The 16,355-nt window shown below is 74.1% G+C and carries 14 protein-coding genes; 8 read left to right on the forward strand and 6 right to left on the reverse strand.

What is annotated here, in order from left to right; genetic code table 11:
* Positions 1–54: 54 nt before the first annotated feature.
* The 6 genes from AB0B76_RS20610 to AB0B76_RS20635 all read left to right on the forward strand — a co-directional run bounded on the left by AB0B76_RS20610 (position 55) and on the right by AB0B76_RS20635 (position 8,174).
* Positions 55–1,131 (forward strand): epoxide hydrolase family protein, encoded by a 1,077-nt coding sequence (locus AB0B76_RS20610; RefSeq protein ID WP_360377285.1) that lies wholly within the window; start codon positions 55–57, stop codon positions 1,129–1,131.
* Between the two features lie 95 nt (positions 1,132–1,226).
* A complete protein-coding gene (locus tag AB0B76_RS20615; RefSeq protein WP_360377288.1) occupies positions 1,227–2,222 on the forward strand; it encodes a hypothetical protein in 996 nt (331 codons plus the stop codon).
* A gap of 34 nt (positions 2,223–2,256) precedes the next feature.
* A complete protein-coding gene (locus tag AB0B76_RS20620; protein WP_360377290.1) occupies positions 2,257–4,089 on the forward strand; it encodes a glycoside hydrolase family 15 protein in 1,833 nt (610 codons plus the stop codon).
* Positions 4,086–5,435, forward strand: coding sequence for a glucose-6-phosphate dehydrogenase (locus AB0B76_RS20625; RefSeq protein WP_360377293.1), 1,350 nt, complete (start codon positions 4,086–4,088; stop codon positions 5,433–5,435). The genes AB0B76_RS20620 and AB0B76_RS20625 overlap by 4 nt, the downstream gene beginning before the upstream one ends.
* Before the next feature lie 11 nt (positions 5,436–5,446).
* On the forward strand, positions 5,447–7,195 hold the full coding sequence (locus AB0B76_RS20630; RefSeq protein ID WP_360377295.1) for an IlvD/Edd family dehydratase: 1,749 nt from the start codon (positions 5,447–5,449) through the stop codon (positions 7,193–7,195).
* Entirely contained in the window at positions 7,182–8,174 is a 993-nt protein-coding gene (locus AB0B76_RS20635) for a C-terminal binding protein (RefSeq protein WP_360377297.1), read from the forward strand. Before AB0B76_RS20630 ends, AB0B76_RS20635 begins: the two co-directional genes overlap by 14 nt.
* Before the next feature lie 100 nt (positions 8,175–8,274).
* Here the strand turns inward: AB0B76_RS20635 and AB0B76_RS20640 are convergent, their stop codons facing one another.
* A complete protein-coding gene (locus tag AB0B76_RS20640) occupies positions 8,275–9,243 on the reverse strand; it encodes a sigma-70 family RNA polymerase sigma factor (protein WP_360377300.1) in 969 nt (322 codons plus the stop codon).
* On the reverse strand, positions 9,240–10,631 hold the full coding sequence (locus AB0B76_RS20645) for an MFS transporter (RefSeq protein ID WP_360377302.1): 1,392 nt from the start codon (positions 10,629–10,631) through the stop codon (positions 9,240–9,242). The genes AB0B76_RS20640 and AB0B76_RS20645 overlap by 4 nt, the downstream gene beginning before the upstream one ends.
* An 83-nt stretch (positions 10,632–10,714) precedes the next feature.
* Here AB0B76_RS20645 and AB0B76_RS20650 point away from each other — a divergent pair, with 83 nt between their 5' ends.
* Complete coding sequence (locus AB0B76_RS20650) at positions 10,715–11,416, forward strand: hypothetical protein (RefSeq protein WP_360377305.1); 702 nt, start codon at positions 10,715–10,717, stop codon at positions 11,414–11,416.
* An 8-nt stretch (positions 11,417–11,424) separates the two neighbouring features.
* Positions 11,425–11,964: a DUF6886 family protein gene (locus AB0B76_RS20655; RefSeq protein ID WP_360377308.1), complete on the forward strand. Its 540-nt coding sequence runs from the start codon at positions 11,425–11,427 to the stop codon at positions 11,962–11,964.
* 25 nt (positions 11,965–11,989) lie between these two features.
* Here the strand turns inward: AB0B76_RS20655 and AB0B76_RS20660 are convergent, their stop codons facing one another.
* Genes AB0B76_RS20660 through AB0B76_RS20675 form a run of 4 tightly spaced genes read right to left on the reverse strand, consistent with a single transcriptional unit; the run spans position 11,990 to position 16,336 of the window.
* Positions 11,990–13,129: an oxalate decarboxylase family bicupin gene (locus AB0B76_RS20660; RefSeq protein WP_360377311.1), complete on the reverse strand. Its 1,140-nt coding sequence runs from the start codon at positions 13,127–13,129 to the stop codon at positions 11,990–11,992.
* Positions 13,126–13,338: a hypothetical protein gene (locus AB0B76_RS20665; RefSeq protein ID WP_360377313.1), complete on the reverse strand. Its 213-nt coding sequence runs from the start codon at positions 13,336–13,338 to the stop codon at positions 13,126–13,128. Before AB0B76_RS20665 ends, AB0B76_RS20660 begins: the two co-directional genes overlap by 4 nt.
* A gap of 20 nt (positions 13,339–13,358) precedes the next feature.
* Positions 13,359–14,615, reverse strand: a complete 1,257-nt coding sequence (locus AB0B76_RS20670; protein WP_360377316.1) for an Nramp family divalent metal transporter — start codon at positions 14,613–14,615, stop codon at positions 13,359–13,361.
* Between the two features lie 47 nt (positions 14,616–14,662).
* Positions 14,663–16,336 (reverse strand): alpha-keto acid decarboxylase family protein, encoded by a 1,674-nt coding sequence (locus tag AB0B76_RS20675; protein WP_360377318.1) that lies wholly within the window; start codon positions 16,334–16,336, stop codon positions 14,663–14,665.
* Between the last annotated feature and the right edge of the window lie 19 nt (positions 16,337–16,355).

Raw genomic sequence — 16,355 nt, forward strand, 5'->3', positions numbered from 1 at the left:
CTCGCGGCACCGTTCGGTGTATAAACGTTAGTGACGCAAACGTTAGGAGTCCAAATGATCTCCCCGTTCCGTATCGCCGTTCCGCAGGCCGACCTCGACGACCTGGCCGACCGCCTCGCCCGGACCCGCTGGCCCAACGAGGTCGCCGGCGCCGGGTGGGACTATGGCTTCCCGCTGGCGCGGCTGCGGGAGCTGGCCGAGTACTGGCGCACCGGGTACGCCTGGCGCGAGCACGAGGCCGAGCTCAACCGGCTTCCGCACTTCACCACCGAGATCGACGGGCAGAACATCCACTTCGTCCACGTCCGGTCGGCCGACCCGGACGCGCTGCCCCTGATCCTGACCCACGGCTGGCCCGGTTCGTTCCTGGAGTTCCTCGACCTGATCGAGCCGCTCGCGCGCGACTTCCACCTCGTCATCCCGTCCATCCCGGGCTTCGGCTTCTCCGGGCCGACCCACGAGCGCGGCTGGGACATCGTCCGGGTCGCGCACGCCTGGGCCGAACTGATGCACCGGCTGGGCTACGAGCGCTACGGCGCGCAGGGCGGCGACTTCGGCGCAGGCATCTCCCTGGCGCTCGGTGCGGTCGCCCCCGAGCGGGTCACCGGGGTGCACGTCAACTACCTGCCGACACGGCCCGACCCGGCCGCCGGCCTCGAGCTGTCCGCGGCCGACGAGGCCCGGCTGGACAAGATCCGGCACCTGATGGCGAACCGCCCGCCGTACCAGGCGCTGCAGGCCCTCACCCCGCAGACGATCGGCTACGCGCTGACCGACTCGCCCGTGGGTCAGCTGGTCTGGATCGCCGAGCGCTTCGCGCAGTGGACGGACCCGGCCGCGCCGATCAGCGACGAGCGGATGCTCACCGACGTCTCGCTGTACTGGCTGACCGGCACCGCCGCGTCCGCGGCGCGGCTGGCCCGCGAGACGCCGCGGCGGATCGAGCCGTGCCCGGTGCCGGTCGGCGTGGCGGTGCTCCCGCACGACATCACCCAGTCGGTGCGGCCGCTGGCCGAGCGGCTGTACGACATCAGGCACTGGACGGAGCTCGAGCGCGGCGGCCACTTCGCCGCCATGGAGGTGCCGGACCTGCTCGCCGCGGACATCCGCGCGTTCTTCCACGGGGGATAGCCCCCGGTCGCGTCCGGGGGGTGGTCGGATGGTCACCGGCGGGCGGAACGCCGACGCTGAGGGCATCTATTCGGCATCGCGGTCTGGAGCGCCCGATGAACGTCCTCACGAGGTTCGGCCGAGCGGTGCGGGCCTGGCACCGGCCGCTGGTGGGCCACGCACTGCTCATGTTCGGGTTGGCGGTCGTCTCCGCGGTGGGGCTGTTCGCCGACGACCGGCGGCTGCTCGGCGAGCCCGTGTGGGCCAAGCCGATGAAGTTCGGCGTGGCCATGGGCGTCTACAGCCTGACGCTGGCATGGCTGCTCACCCGGCTGACCCGGGGCCGGCGCGCCGGATGGTGGGTCGGGACCGTGTTCGCGGTCGCCGGGGTGCTCGACGTCGGGGCGGTGACCTGGGCCGCCGCGCACGGGACGTTCAGCCACTTCAACCGGGACACCGATGACGTGGCCCGGACCGTGCAGACCGTGTTCTCCTTCGGCATCATGCCGTTGCTGCTCGCCACGCTGGTGATCGCGATCCTGCTGCTGATCCAGCGGACCGGCGACCGGGCCCTCGAGCGGGCCCTGCGCGCCGGGCTCGGGCTCGCGTTCGCCGGTATGGTCGTGGCGCTGTGGCTGAGCGGCTCCGCCGGTCCGGCGCCGCGTACGGAGATCGACGCGAACGGGCACGCGGTGTCGCTGGTCGGCGCGCACGGCGTCGGCGATCCGGACGGGCACGGCATGTTCCTGACGAACTGGAGCACGACCGGCGGCGACCTGCGCGTGCCGCACTTCGCCGGTCTGCACGCGATCCAGGTGCTCCTGGCGGTCGCCGCGGTCCTGAACGTGCTCGCGACCCGGCGGGCGTGGCTGCGCGCGGAGCGGGTCCGGGCCCGGCTGGTCGGGGCCGCCGGGTTCGGCTATGCCGGCGTGTTCACGATCCTGAGCTGGCAGGCCGCGCGCGGGCAGTCGGTGCTGCACCCCGACGCGGCGACCCTTGTCGCGTTCGGCGCGGTCGCGGTGCTCACCCTCGCGGGTGCGGCCCAGGTGGTCACGGCCGCCCGCCGGCACGCCGGGGCGGCCGTCGCGTTAGGCGTCCGCGGGGCCGGGTAGGCACGCCCGGTCGTCGTACCGTGGAGGCAGCGGGATGCTGGATCTCGAACCGTCCTTTCGTCCGCTGCGCCTGCGCGACGGATTCCCGCCGCTGGAGGATCTCGGGCTGATCGGGGACGGGGCGACGGCCGCCCTCGTCGGCCTCGACGGCAACGTGCACTGGCTGTGCGTGCCGGCGTTCGACGCCGATCCGCTGTTCTCCGGCCTGCTCGACCACGCCGGCGGCGGGCGGTTCGCCGTGGCGCCCGACGGCGTCGTCGAGGGACGGCAGCGGTACCGCCCCGACTCCGGCGTGCTCGAGACGGAGCTGCGCACCGCCGGCGGGCTCGTGCGCATCACCGACGCGCTGGCGCTGCGCTCGGGCGCCGACCTCACCGAGGACACCCCGGCCGACCGGGGCGAGCTCGTCCGGCTCGTCGAGGTGCTCGACGGCGCCGTGGAGCTGCGGGTCGACGTGCAGCCGCGCGGGGGCGGCGCGGCCCGGGCCGCGCTGGGCGGGCTGGAGATCCAGGCGGCGCGGCGGCCCGGGGTGCGGCTGCACCTGCGCTCCAGCCATCCGCTCGACGGCGGGCTCACCAACCGCTACGACCTCGCCCAGGGCGACCGGCTGGAGCTGGTGCTGTCGTGGGGCCGGATCCACCGCCACCACCGGCTCGACGCCGCGGCCAGCCTCGAGCAGACGGCCGCGGCCTGGCGGCGCTGGATGACCGGCTTCGGGTACGACGGACCCCAGGAGGCGATGGTCCGCCGGGCCGCGGTCACGCTCAAGCTGTGCGACCACTGGGTCAACGGCTCGGTCGCGGCCGCGCCGACCTCCTCGCTGCCGGCGCCGGTCGGCGGGGTGCGCAACTGGGACTACCGCTACGCCTGGATCCGCGACGCCGCCTTCGCCGTCTTCGCCCTGCGGCGCATCGGCTTCCGCGGCGAGGCCGACGCGTTCCTCGGCTGGGTCCTCGACGCCTTCGAGCAGAGCCGCCGCCCGCGGATCATGTACACGCTCGCCGGCGGCCCGGTCCCGGACGAGCGGATCGACGCGGCGCTCGGCGGGTACCGTGGCTCGGCCCCGGTCCGCTGGGGCAACGGCGCCGCCGACCAGCGCCAGCACGACGTCTACGGGGAGATCCTGGACTGCGCCGACCAGTGGTCGCGGGCCGGCGGCGAGGTCGACCCGGGACTGTGGGCCGGGCTCTCCGGGCTGGCGGACGCGGCCGCCCGGACGTGGCGCCAGCCCGACCAGGGCATCTGGGAAGTGCGCAACGAGGGTCAGGTCTTCACCTACTCGGCCGCCCTGTGCCAGGTGGCCCTCGACCGCGCGGCCACGATGGCGGACCGGCTGGGGCTGCCCGGCCCGGCGCCGCGGTGGTGGGACGAGGCCGCCGAGATCCGCCGCGCGATCGTCGAGGACGCGTGGGACGAGGGGGCGCAGACGATCTCCGAGCACCTCGGCGGGGACGGCGGGGTCGACGCCAGCCTCCTGGCCCTGCCGCTGCGGCACGTCATCGCGGCCGACCATCCGCGGATGGTGGCGACGACCCGGGCCGTCACCGAGCGGCTCGGCGCCGGCGACGGGCTGCTGTACCGCTACCGCCACGACGAGTCCCCGGACGGCATCGCCGGCGACGAGGGCGCGTTCCTGCTCTGCAGCTTCTGGCTCGTGGACAACCTGACCGGCCAGGGGCGCCTCGAGGAGGCCGAGGCGCTCTACACCTCGCTGTGCGGCCGGGCGAGCCCGCTCGGCCTGCTGTCCGAGCAGGTCGACCCGGCGACGGGGGAGCTCGTCGGGAACTTCCCGCAGGCGTTCAGCCACATCGGCGTGATCGCCAGTGGCGTCAACCTCGCACGAGCGAAGGAAGGACTGGCGAGATGATCCAGCAACTGGTGATCCTGGGCGCCACCGGCGACCTCACGGCGCGGTACCTGCTGCCCGCCCTCGGCGCGCTGCGCACCGCCGGGCACCTCGACGAGGGGTTCGGGCTCACCGGCGTCGGGCGGGAGGACTGGACCGACGAGACGTTCCGCACCTGGGCCGCCGAGCAGCTCGACCGGCACGCGCCCGGCGTCCCGGCCGAGCAGCGGCGGGCGGTGGCGACGGCCGCCCGGTACCGTCGCGCCGACGTCACCGACGCGGACGCCCTCGCCGCCGCGATCCCGCGTGACGAGCCGGTCGCGGCCTACCTGGCGCTCCCGCCGTCGATCTTCCCGGCCACGGCGTCGGCGCTGCACGCGGCCGGCACCGCCAAGGGCAGCACCATCGTGCTGGAGAAGCCGTTCGGCGAGAGCCTGCACGACGCGGTCGAGCTCAACCGGCTGCTGTCGGAGCTGTACGAGGAGCGCAGCATCTACCGGGTCGACCACTTCGTGGCGATGGCGACGGTGCTCAACCTGCTCGGGGTCCGGCTGGCCAACCGGGTGCTGGAGCCGATCTGGAGCAGCTCGCACATCGAGCGCATCGACATCATCTGGGACGAGTCGCTGGCGCTGGAGGGCCGGGCGGGGTACTACGACGGCGTCGGCGCGCTCAAGGACATGCTGCAGAACCACCTGCTGCAGCTGCTGTGCCTGGTCGCGATGGAGCCGCCGATCAGCCTGGGCGAGCGGGACCTGCGCGACCGCAAGGTCGACGTCCTGCGCTCGATCCGGCCGCTGACCCTCGACGACGCCGCCCGCCGCACCCGCCGGGCCCGCTACAGCGCCGGCGCGTGCGTGCCCGCCTACGTCGACGAGCCGGGCGTCGACCCGGCGCACCACACCGAGACGTTCGCGGAGCTGCTGCTCGAGGTCGACAACTGGCGCTGGCGCGGCACGGTCTTCCGGCTGCGGACGGCCAAGGCGGTGCGGGTCAACCGGCACGAGATCGCGGTCCACTTCCGGGCCGTGCCGCACCTGCCGTTCGGCGAGGGCGTCACGGCCGAGCCCAACGTGCTGCGCTTCGGCCTCGAGCCGGAGACGGTCTCGCTGCACCTGACCGGCACCTCGACCCATGCCGACGGGCTCGTGCCGCTCACCCTCGCCGCCACGCCGGCGCCGGGCGCGCTGCCGCCGTACGGCCGGCTGCTGCTCAACGTGCTCAAGGGTGACACGGCGCTGTCGATCCGCGCGGACGAGGCCGAGGAGTCCTGGCGCGTGGTCACGCCGGTACTGGAGGCCTGGGCGAAGGACCTGGTGCCGCTGGAGGAGTACCCGGCCGGCTCGGAAGGCCCGGCCCCGCGATGACCGCGCCGCCGTTGCGTAGCCGGCAGTGGTGGGACAACCCGGCGAACCCCGACATGACGGCCCTGTACCTGGAGCGCTACCTCAACTTCGGCCTGACCCCGGCGGAGCTGCAGTCCGGCCGGCCCGTCATCGGCATCGCGCAGACCGGCAACGACCTGGTGCCGTGCAACCGGCACCACATCGGGCTGGCCGAACGGGTACGCGACGGGATCCGTGACGCCGGCGGCATTCCGCTCGAGTTCCCGGTACACCCGCTGCAGGAGACCGGCAAGCGCCCCACCGCCGCCCTGGACCGCAACCTCGCCTACCTCGGCCTGGTCGAGGTGTTGTACGGCTACCCGCTGGACGGCGTCGTGCTGACCACGGGCTGCGACAAGACGACGCCGGCGTGCCTCATGGCGGCCGCGACAGTCAACATCCCCGCGATCGTGCTCTCCGGCGGCCCCATGCTCAACGGGTACGTCGATGGGCGGCGCGCCGGGTCCGGGCTGATCATCTGGCAGTCGCGGCGCCTGCTGGCCGCCGGGGAGATCGACTACGCCGAGTTCATGGACCGGGTGGCGCGCTCGGCGCCGAGCGCCGGGCACTGCAACACCATGGGTACCGCCCTGTCGATGAACAGCATCGCCGAGGCGCTCGGGATGTCGCTGCCCGGCTGCGCCGCGATCCCGGCCCCGTACCGCGAGCGCGGCCAGATCGCCTACGACACCGGCCGGCGCGCCGTGGAGCTGGTCGGCTCCGACCTCACCCCGCGCGCCATCATGACCCGGGAGGCGTTCGAGAACGCGATCGTCACCACCGCCGCGATCGCCGGCTCCACCAACTGCCCGATCCACCTCGTCGCGATCGCCCGCCACACCGGCGTGGAGCTGACCAACGACGACTGGGAGCGCGTCGGCGGCGACGTGCCGATCCTGGCCAACTGCGCCCCGGCCGGGGAGTACCTCGGCGAGGACTTCCACCGCGCCGGCGGCGTGCCGGCGGTGATGCGGGCGCTGCTCGACGCCGGCCGCCTGCACGCCGGCGCGATGACCGTGAACGGCCGCACGATCGGTGCCAACGTGCGCGACGCGACCAGCGGCGACCCCGACGTCATCGCGACCTACGACGACGCGTTCGCGCCCCGCGGCGGCTTCCTCGTGCTGCACGGCAACCTGTTCCGCTCGGCGATGATGAAGATGTCGGTGCTGATCGGGGACCTGCGGGCCCGGCTGCAGGCCGCGCCCACGGTGACGTGGCGCGCGGTGGTCTTCGACGGGCCCGAGGACTACCACCGGCGCATCGACGACCCGGCGCTGGAGATCGACGAGCACTGCATCCTGGTGGTACGCAACACCGGGCCGATCGGCTACCCGGGCTCGGCCGAGGTCGTGAACATGCAGCCGCCCACGGCCCTGATCCTGCGCGGCGTCGACGCGATCCCGACCCTGGGCGACGGCCGGCAGAGCGGCACGTCCGACGCCCCGTCGATCCTCAACGCGAGCCCGGAGGCGGCGGTCGGCGGCAACCTCGCGATCCTGCGCACCGGCGACCGCATCACGCTCGACGTCGCCGCCCACCGCCTCGACGCCGACATCGACGACGACGAGATCGCCGAACGGTGGCGCGCGTACACGCCGCCGCCGCTGGAAAACCAGACGCCCTGGCAGGAGCTGTTCCGGGCGCACACCGGCCAGATGGACACCGGAAGCTGCCTCGACTTCGCCGTCGCCTACCGCGACGTCGTGCACACGAAGGGACTGCCCCGTGACTCACACTGACCGCGGCACCATCATGATCGCCGACTCCGACTTCGGCGATGCGGACATCGAGCGCGCCATCATCGAGGAGGCCGGATTCGCCCTGGACGTGCGCCAGTGCAAGTCCGAGGAGGAGGTCATCCGCTACGGCCGCGGCGCCGGGGGCATCCTCACCCAGTACGCCCACATCGGCGCGGCCGCCATGGACCAGCTGCCCGACGTCCGGGTGATCGCCCGGTACGGCACCGGGGTCGACATCGTCGACGTCGACGCGGCCACCCGGCACGGCATCCAGGTGACGAACGCGCCGAACGACTGGTGCGCCGAGGAGGTCGCCGACCACGCGATCGCCCTGTGGCTGTGCGCCGCGCGGAAGATCAACGAGTACGACACCGCCACCCGGGCCGGCGAGTGGCAGTGGCAGACCGGCGAGCCGATCTGGCGGCTGCGCGGGCGGGTCTTCGGCATCCTGGGCTTCGGCGCCATCGCCGAGCTGATCGCCGAGCGGGCCCGGCCCTTCGGCGTGGAGCTGCGAAGCCACGACCCGTTCGTCGCCGAGGAGCGCGTCCGCGCCGCCGGCGTGCGCCCGGTCTCGTTCGACACGCTGGTCGAGGAGTCGGACTACCTCGTCATCCAGGCCCCGCTGACCCGCGACACCCACCACCTGTTCGACCGCGCGACGCTGGCCCGGATGAAGCCTTCCGCGGTACTCGTCAACACCGCCCGCGGCCCGATCGTCGAGGACGCCGCCCTCGCCGACGCCCTGGCGCACCGCACCATCGCCGCGGCCGCCCTCGACGACCTCGAGGAGGAGCCGGCCAAGCAGCGCGACTGGCGCCCGGACAACCGGCTGCTGCAGCTGCCGAACGCCATCGTCACCCCGCACGCCGCGTACTACTCCGAGCAGTCGCTGCGCACGGTGCGGGCCGTCGCCGCCGAGGAGGCCGTCCGGGTGCTCACCGGCCGGCGCCCGCAGTCCCCGGTGAACACCGTCGGCTGATCCACCCGGTGACCACCGTCGCACGGATGACCGGGCGCGGCCGTGGGCACACAGGCGTCATGACCGCGCGGGGGCGCCGGTGGCCCGGCGCCCCCGTTCCTCATCGGCGGGCGGCCGCCGGCTGCGGGTGGCGGAGCGTGCCGGGCAGGCCGAACGCGTCGAACAGGTCGGCCCGGTGGAACGCGAGCACCGCGCGGACCCGGGCGCCCGACAGGGTCAGCACCTGGATCGTGTGCGCGCGGTGGACGCCGTCGGGGTCGCGGACGTACCACGCGAACGCCGGCTGCCCGTTCGCCCCGGTCGGCACCAGCACGCGGGCGCCGGGCTCGGGCAGCAGCTTCGCACGCAGCAGCCGCAGCACGTCGGGCCGGCCGGCGAACCAGGTCGGCACCGGCGGCATCTCCCATCGCACGTCCGCGGTCAGGAGGCCCTCCAGGGCGGCCAGGTCGGCGCGTTCGAACGCGTCGGCGTACCGGTCGAGCAGCGCCCGGCGCGTGGGCTCGGCCGGCTCGCCGATCTCCTCCTCGTGCGGGGCGAGCCGGGCCAGCTCGGCCCGGGCCCGCTGCAGCGAGCTGTTGACCGCCGCCGGGCTCGTCTCCAGCAGCCCCGCCACGTCGGCGGCCGGCCAGACGAGCACGTCGCGCAGGATCAGCACCGCCCGCTGCCGGGGCGGCAGGTGCTGCAGCGCGGCGACCATCGCCAGGCGCAGCGACTGCCGCGCGCCGACGACCAGCGCCGGGTCGGGCCCGACGAGGTCGGGGAACGGCTCCAGCCAGCTCGCCTCCGGGATTCGCGGCTCGAGGTCGTCCGGGTCGGTGCCGGGCGCCCCGAGGGCCGAGGGCACCATCCGGCGGCTGCTGTGCGCGAGCGCGTTGAGGCAGACCCGGGTCGCGATGCGGTACAGCCACGTCTTGACCGACGAGCGCCGCTCGAACCGGGCGAACCCGCGCCACGCCCGCAGGTAGGTCTCCTGCACGGCGTCCTCGGCGTCGTGCAGCGAGCCGAGCATGTGGTAACAGTGCGCGAGCAGCTCGCCGCGGCGCCGCCCGAACTCGTCCTCGATGTTCACGTCGAAACCATCTCCCGCACCAGGGCCGGGCGGGCCGCGATGCCGAGGCCGGCCACGGCTCCGAGCAGCGACAGTACCCCGCACGCGACCATCGCGCGGCCGTATGCGGGAGCGAACGCATCGTACCCGCCGGAGGCCGTGAAGACCGCGGACAGCACGGCGACGCCGGCCACGCCACCGAGCTGGCGCATCATGCTGTAGATGCCCGAGGCGATCCCCACCGCCTCCCGCGGCAGCGCCCCGATGCTCGCGCTCTGAGTGGCCGGCATGGCCATCGACACCCCGCACCCGGCGAGCACGAACGGCGCGATGAGCTCGGGGTAGCTCGCATCGCCGCCGACCGCGGCGATCCAGAGCATCCCGGCCGCCTGCAGCGCCAGCCCGGTCACGGCCAGTGGGCGCTCGCCGAGGCGGTCGACCAGCCGGCCGGCCAGCGGCGCGACCAGGAACAGCGTCGCCGTCCAGGGCAGCAGCTGCAGCCCCGCCCGGGCCGGGCCCGAGCCCAGGACGTTCTGCATGTACTGCGCGTTGAAGAAGACGGCACCGAAGAGCGCCGCGGTCAGCAGCAGCCCCGCGGCGTTGCCGGCGGTGAAGGAGCGCACCCGGAAGAACGCCGTCGGCACCATCGGCTGCGGCGCGCGCCGCTCCCACGCGGCGAACGCGGCCAGTAGCAGTACCCCGGCCGCGAGCGCGCCGAGCACCTCGGGACCGCCCCAGCCGGCCGCCGGGCCGCGCACGACGCCCCAGACGAGCGCGAGCACGGCCAGGGTGACGAGCACCAGGCCCGCCGGGTCGAGCCGGCGCACAACCCCGCGGCTCTCCGGGATCATGCGGTACACCAGCGGAATCGCCACCGCCCCGACCGGCACGTTGATCCAGAAGATCCACTGCCAGGCCAGGCCCTCGGTCACCACGCCGCCGAGCACCGGGCCACCCAGCACCGCCAGCCCGGTCAGCCCGCTGAAGATCCCGATCGCCCAGCCCCGGCGCTCGGGCGGGAAGGCCACCCCGAGCAGGCTCATCGCGAGCGGCATCACGACCGCCGCCCCGGCGCCCTGCACCGCCCGGGCCGCGATCAGCGCCGGCATCGACGGCGCCAGCGCGCACGCCGCCGACGCGACGCAGAACAGCGCCAGGCCGGCCGCGTAGGTGCGCCGGCGCCCCCACCGGTCCCCGGCCACCGCCGCGGTCACCATGAGCATCGCGAAGCTCAGGCTGTACGCGTTCACCGTCCACTCCAGCTGCTCGATCGAGGCGCCGAGGTCCCGCCTGATCGTGCTCAGCGCGGCCGCGACCACCAGCGCGTCCAGCGCCACCATCACCGCCCCGAGCGCGCTGAGCCCCAGCACCCAGCGCTGCCCCGCGCTCGTCCGTTCCCTGCTGTCCACCGGTCCTCCAGAAGTTGTGCTCACCGGTACTGACCGCAGCGGGGGACCGGAGTCATCGCGGCGGCGGGTGCGAAGATGGGCCGGTGGTCGATGACACTTCCAAGCAGGCCTTTGTTCACGCGGCCGGGGCCGGCGGGGCCTGGGCGGCGGTCCTGACGTACGGGCGGCACCGGCGCGAGGTCCAGGGCGGCGAGCCCGGCGCGCCCGCCGACCGGATGGCGCTCACCGCGGTCGTCGCGGGCCTGGAGTGCCTGACCCGCCCGACGGTGGTCGAGGTGCGGGTGCACAGCGACTACGTGCGCGGCGGCGGCGAGGGCGGGCTGTGGGACCGGCTGCGCGCCGCGACCCGGCAGCACGAGGTCAGCTGGGCGTGGTCGGGCGACTACCCGGAGCTGACGGTGGCCCAGGATCTGGTCCGGGCGGCCGAGGAGCCGGTCGCGGCGGCCGAGGAGCCGACCCCGCCGGCTCAGGAGCAGGCCGATGCTCAGGAGCCGGATGAGGCGGGCACGTCGCTCGAGGACTTCGTCGAGGCGCTCGGCGAGCACGTCGCCAACGACCCGGACGCCCCCGACCCGGCCGAGCTCGTCGAGCTCGCCGAGGAGATGGTCGAGGACGAGCACCGGGCCGTCGTCGCCATCGGCAGGCGCGAGATCACGTTCGAGCAGATCGGGGCGGTCGCGGTGCCGCCGGAGATCGCCGCCCAGGCCCGGACCGGCTGGCGTGTCCTGCTCTCCGCGGCGCTGGTCGAGGGCAACTGGTACCTCCTCGACGTCGCCGCCGGCTGAGGGCCGTCGTGCGGCCGGAGCCGGGGCAGGTGCTGCACTTCTCGGAGGACCCGACGATCGAGCGGTTCGTCCCGCACGTGGCCGCGACCGCCCGGCAGCCCGAGGCCTACGTCTGGGCCGTCGACGCCGCCCGCGCGCCCGACTACTGGTTCCCGCGGCAGTGCCCGCGCGCCCTCGCCTGGGCGACGGACACGACCACCGACGCCGACCGGGAGCGCATCGCCGGGGCCGGCTGCGGCGACCGCGTGCACGCCATCGAGTTCGGCTGGCTCGACGCCATGCGCACCACGCGGCTGTACGCGTACCGGTTCGCCGCCGAGCGGTTCCGCCGGTTCGGCGAGGGGCCGGGCTCGCATGCCCACGTGGCCGAGGAGCCCGTCGTGCCGCTCGGCCCCGCGGAGCCGGTCGGCAACCTGCTCGACGTGCACGCCGCGGCCGGCATCCAGCTGCGCGTGCTGCCCAACCTCTGGCCCTTCTGGGACGAGGTGATCGCCGGCAGCATGGCCTTCAGCGGCATCCGGCTGCGCAACGCGAGGCCCCGCCCGTAGGGGGCGGGGCACCGGCGAGCGGGCGTCAGATCGTGATCCGCGCCTTCGTCTTCGGGATCGACTCGACCACGTGGCGCGGGAGGTTCAGCGCGTCGGCGGCCACCTGCGGCGGGGTGTTGGCCATCCACTGGCTCAGCGAGATGTCCTCGAACTTCGGGTTGCGGAACATCTCCAGGAACACCAGCGGCTCGCGGCCGGTGTTCTCGATGTAGTGGCCGTAGGCGAACGGCACGTAGCCGACGTCGCCCGCCCGGTAGTTGAAGGTCCGGTTCAGCCCCGAGCTGGCGAAGACGCCCATCCGGCCGTGACCCGAGATGTAGTACTGCCACTCGTCGTCGGTCGGGTGCCAGTGCAGCTCGCGCAGGCCGCCCGGGTCGATCTCGACCAGCGCGGCGCTGATCGTGTCCGCGGCGGCGAAGTTCGTGGAGTCCGCGACGCGGGCCTGGCCGCCGTGGAAGTGCTCCGGCTCCTGCGCCAGCAGCCGGTGCTTGAACGTGCGCGGCACGTCGCCGGTCGGGCTGACCACCTGGTCGCGCTCCAGCGGCGGCGGGACCTGCCCGGAGAAGATGTACTTCTCCCGCTCCGGCAGCCGGTCCAGCTGCTCCGGTACCCAGCCGAAGTTCTTCGCGATGACGCTCCTCGGCGTGTGCGCGAAGAAGTCGCTGATCATGAACGTCGAGTTCTCCGAGAACTGGCCGTCGTCGAAGACCAGCAGGAACTCGACGCCCTCGTCGAGCGCTTGGATGTGGTGCGGCACCCCGTGCGGGAAGAACCACAGGTCGCCCTTCTCCACGTCCTCGAGGAAGTTGCGGCCCTCCTGGTCGACCGCGCCGATGCGGCAGCTGCCGTCCAGCACGTACGCCCACTCGGACTGCTTGTGCCAGTGCAGCTCCCGGTACGCGCCCGGGTCGAGCTTCATGTCGACGCCCGCGAGCTCGGTCGCGATCGGCAGCTCGCGCTGGGTCACCTCGCGGGTCCAGCCGCCGTCCTCGATGCGGGTGTGCGCCATCGACATCGAGAACTTCAGGTTCGGCAGCGTGCCCGCGTCGGTCTCGGGCGGCGTGAGCAGGTCGGGGTTCTGCCGGTCCAGCTCGACGTTGCGCGGCCCGGTGTCGGGTCCGCCCGACAGGCCGCGCTCAGGCTGCGGAATGGGTTCAGGGTTCATGTGCGCTCCTTCTCGGCTGCGGCGGGCCGCAGGCGGCACAGGGCGCGCGCCTGCGGTACACCTCCGGAAATCAGGACCGCAGCGGGGATCGCTGCGGCGGCGAAGACGAGGGCCAGCACGGCGACGGGCGCGACGCCGAGGCCGAGCGCGAGCCCGGCGGCGACGGCGAAGGCCAGCATGCGGGCGCGCAGGCGCGGCAGTGTCGGCATTGGACAGTCCTCAGTGGATGTCAGAGCAGCAGCAGTACCGGCAGGGAAAGGCCGACCGCAGCCACCACGAAACCGGCGCTCGCGGCGACCCGGGTCGTGGCCGCGGCGTTGACGAGCCCGCCCATGAGCGCGCGGTCCCGGCAGAAGTGCACGAGCAGGAACAGCGCCACCGGTACCCCGAGCGAGAGCACGATCTGGCTGAGCACCAGCAGCGTGGTCAGCGGCGCCCCCAGCAGCAGCGCGGCGACCGCCGGGAGCATCGTCAGCAGCCTTCGCACGCGGCTCGGGATCTGCCACCCGAGAAAGCCCTGCATCACGAAGTCGCCGGCCAGCGTGCCGATCCCGGACGAGGAGACCCCGGAGGCGAGCAGGGCCACCGCGAACGCGAGCGCCGCCGCCCCGCCGGCCCGCGCCGCGATCTCGCCGTGCGCGGCGATGATGTCGCCCGTCCAGCCGCCGGCGGTCAGCGCCCCGAGCCCGGCCCCGAGCGCGATCATCGCGACGTTGACCACGGCCGCGCCGCCCAGCGCGACGCCGCAGTCCAGCCGCAGCGCGCGGCGCACCAGCCCGGGCGCCCGCCGGCCGATCGCGTCGGCGACCCGGAACTCGGGCCGTACCGCGAGCGCGGAGTGCAGGTAGATCGCGTGCGGCATCACTGTCGCCCCGACGATGCCCATCGCCAGCAGCGCGCTCTGCACGCCGTCCAGGCGCGGCACCAGGCCGCCCGCGAGGCCCGCCGGGGACTGGTGCCCGACGGCGACGACGTCGTAGATGACGCCGGCGCCGACGAGCAGCAGGGCCGCGGCGGTCAGCAGCTCGAACCGGCGGCGGCCGCGGCGGCGCAGCTCCAGCAGCACCATGGACACCGCCGCGGTCACCAGCGCCGCCGGGGCGACCGGCAGCCCGAACAGCAGTTGCAGCCCGATCGCCGCCCCGACGAACTCGGCCAGGTCGGTCGCCAGCACCACGAGCTCGGCCTGGCCCCACAGCAGCAGGCTCGCCCAGCGGGGCAGCCGCTCCCGGCACAGCTCCGGCAGGCTCCGGCCGGTCGCCACGCCCAGCTTCGCGGCCTGGAACTGCACCAGCAGCGCGACGAGGCTCGCCGCGACGACGACCCACACCAGCAGGTACCCGCTCGTGGCGCCCGCGGTCAGGTTCGTGGCCACGTTGCCCGGGTCGACGTACGCGACGGCGGCCACGACGGCCGGGCCGACCAGCGGCGTGAGGCGCGGTTTTCGTTGCTGTACCGGCCGATCCGCGACCGCGACCTGCTCCATGGGTCAACGGTGGGCCGGTTGGTTGCCACCCGCCTCACCTGCGGTGGTTACACCGGCGCGTGGTGGTAGTCGGCGTCCGCGAACGCCTTGCCGATGCGCACGAGGGCCTCCGGCGCGTCCATCCGGCCCATCCGCGCCTCGATGAAGACGGGCCGGTCGCGGGTCGCCCCGGCCTTGTCCAGCGCTATCGCCAGCTCGTCCTCGGTGCCCACCGCGACGGTGACGGCCCGGTCCTGCGGGTCGAAGGCCTGCACGAGGCGGTCGTACCGCCACGGCGCGATCGAGTTGTACGCGGCGTTCTCGCCCAGGATGCAGCGCTCCACGGTGTACCCGTCGTTGTTCACGAGCACGATGACCGGGTTGAGCCCGAGGCGCAGCACGGTGGCGAGCTCCTGCGCGGTGAGCTGGAAGGAGCCGTCGCCGATGAACAGCACGTGCCGGCGGTCCGGGGCGGCGAGCATGGTGCCGAGCAGGGCCGGGAGCGTGTACCCGATCGAGCCCCACAGCGGCTGCCCGACGAAGGCGCAGTCGCGCGGCAGGGGCTGGGCGGCGCTGCCGAAGTACGACGTGCCCTGCTCGGCGACGACGACGTCGCCGGGGCGCAGGAACCCGGCTATCTGCGGCCAGAAGCGCTCCTGGGCCAGCCTCGCGCCCGCGACCGGCTCGGGGCTCGACGGGATGCGCCGGTGCGCGGCCGGGCCACGGCCGCTCGCCCGCTCCGGCGCCTCGGCGAGCGCGGTGAGGCCGTCCTTCATGGCGACGTTCGCGTACGGGATGCCGCCGACCGACGCCGACGACGGGTGCAGCTCGACCGTCCGGTCCGGGTCGATGCGCTGGGTGAAGCCGCCGGTGACCGAGTCGGTGAACCAGCACCCGACCGCGAGGAGGCACTCCGCGTCCTCGACGGCCATGCGGGCCTCGGGCGGGCTGAGCGCGCCCGCGTAGACGCCGGCGAACTGGTCGTGGGTCTCCGGGAAGACGCCCTTGGCGCTGCTCAGCGTGGCGACCGGGCAGCCGAGCGCGTCGGCGAGGGCGAGCAGCTGCGGGCCGAGGCGGTACCGGTCCACCTCCGGCCCGACCAGGATCGTCGTCGAGGCCGCGCCGCGGAGGCGCTCGCGCACGTCGGCGGCGAAGCGGGTCAGCATCGGCCGGTCGCTTGTCGGCTCCGGCAGGGCCAGCGGCGCCGACGGGGCGGCGATGCGCTGCTGGGCGACGTCCGAGGGCAGCATGAGGTACACCGGCCGCTTCTCCAGCCAGCACAGGCGCAGCAGCCGGTCGATCTCCTCGGCGGCGTTGTCGCGGCCGAGCTTCGCCTGGCCGGCGGTGTACTGCGCGGCGCAGTGCAGGGCCCGGGTGAACTCGCCGTCGCCGGCGGTGTGGTGGACGAGCTGGCGCTCCCGCATTACGAACGTGGCCGGGGTGCCCACGATGGACACCACCGGCACCCGCTCGGCGAACGCGCCGCCGATGCCGTTGAGCGCGCTGAGCTCGCCGACGCTGAAGGTCGTGACGACCGCCCCGATGCCGTTGAGCCGGGCGTAGCCGTCGGCGGCGTAGGCCGCGTTGAGCTCGTTGCAGTTGCCGACCCAGTCGATGCCGTCGGCCGCCTCGATCTGGTCGAGGAACTCGAGCTGATAGTCGCCGGGCACGCCGAACACGTGCCGGATGCCGACCTCCCGCAAGCGCATGAGGAGGTATTCGCCGATCGTGCAATCCGTCATCGCCCGCGACTACCCCGCC

The organism is Dactylosporangium sp. NPDC049140 (assembly GCF_040648435.1).

Excerpts from the sequence above, each read along its gene's own strand:
- AB0B76_RS20660 (WP_360377311.1), bottom strand. The coding sequence starts at position 13,129 with ATGAACCCTGAACCCATTCCGCAGCCTGAGCGCGGCCTGTCGGGCGGA.
- AB0B76_RS20615 (WP_360377288.1), top strand. The coding sequence starts at position 1,227 with ATGAACGTCCTCACGAGGTTCGGCCGAGCGGTGCGGGCCTGGCACCGG.
- AB0B76_RS20670 (WP_360377316.1), bottom strand. The coding sequence starts at position 14,615 with ATGGAGCAGGTCGCGGTCGCGGATCGGCCGGTACAGCAACGAAAACCG.
- AB0B76_RS20620 (WP_360377290.1), top strand. The coding sequence starts at position 2,257 with ATGCTGGATCTCGAACCGTCCTTTCGTCCGCTGCGCCTGCGCGACGGA.
- AB0B76_RS20610 (WP_360377285.1), top strand. The coding sequence starts at position 55 with ATGATCTCCCCGTTCCGTATCGCCGTTCCGCAGGCCGACCTCGACGAC.
- AB0B76_RS20625 (WP_360377293.1), top strand. The coding sequence starts at position 4,086 with ATGATCCAGCAACTGGTGATCCTGGGCGCCACCGGCGACCTCACGGCG.
- AB0B76_RS20665 (WP_360377313.1), bottom strand. The coding sequence starts at position 13,338 with ATGCCGACACTGCCGCGCCTGCGCGCCCGCATGCTGGCCTTCGCCGTC.
- AB0B76_RS20675 (WP_360377318.1), bottom strand. The coding sequence starts at position 16,336 with ATGACGGATTGCACGATCGGCGAATACCTCCTCATGCGCTTGCGGGAG.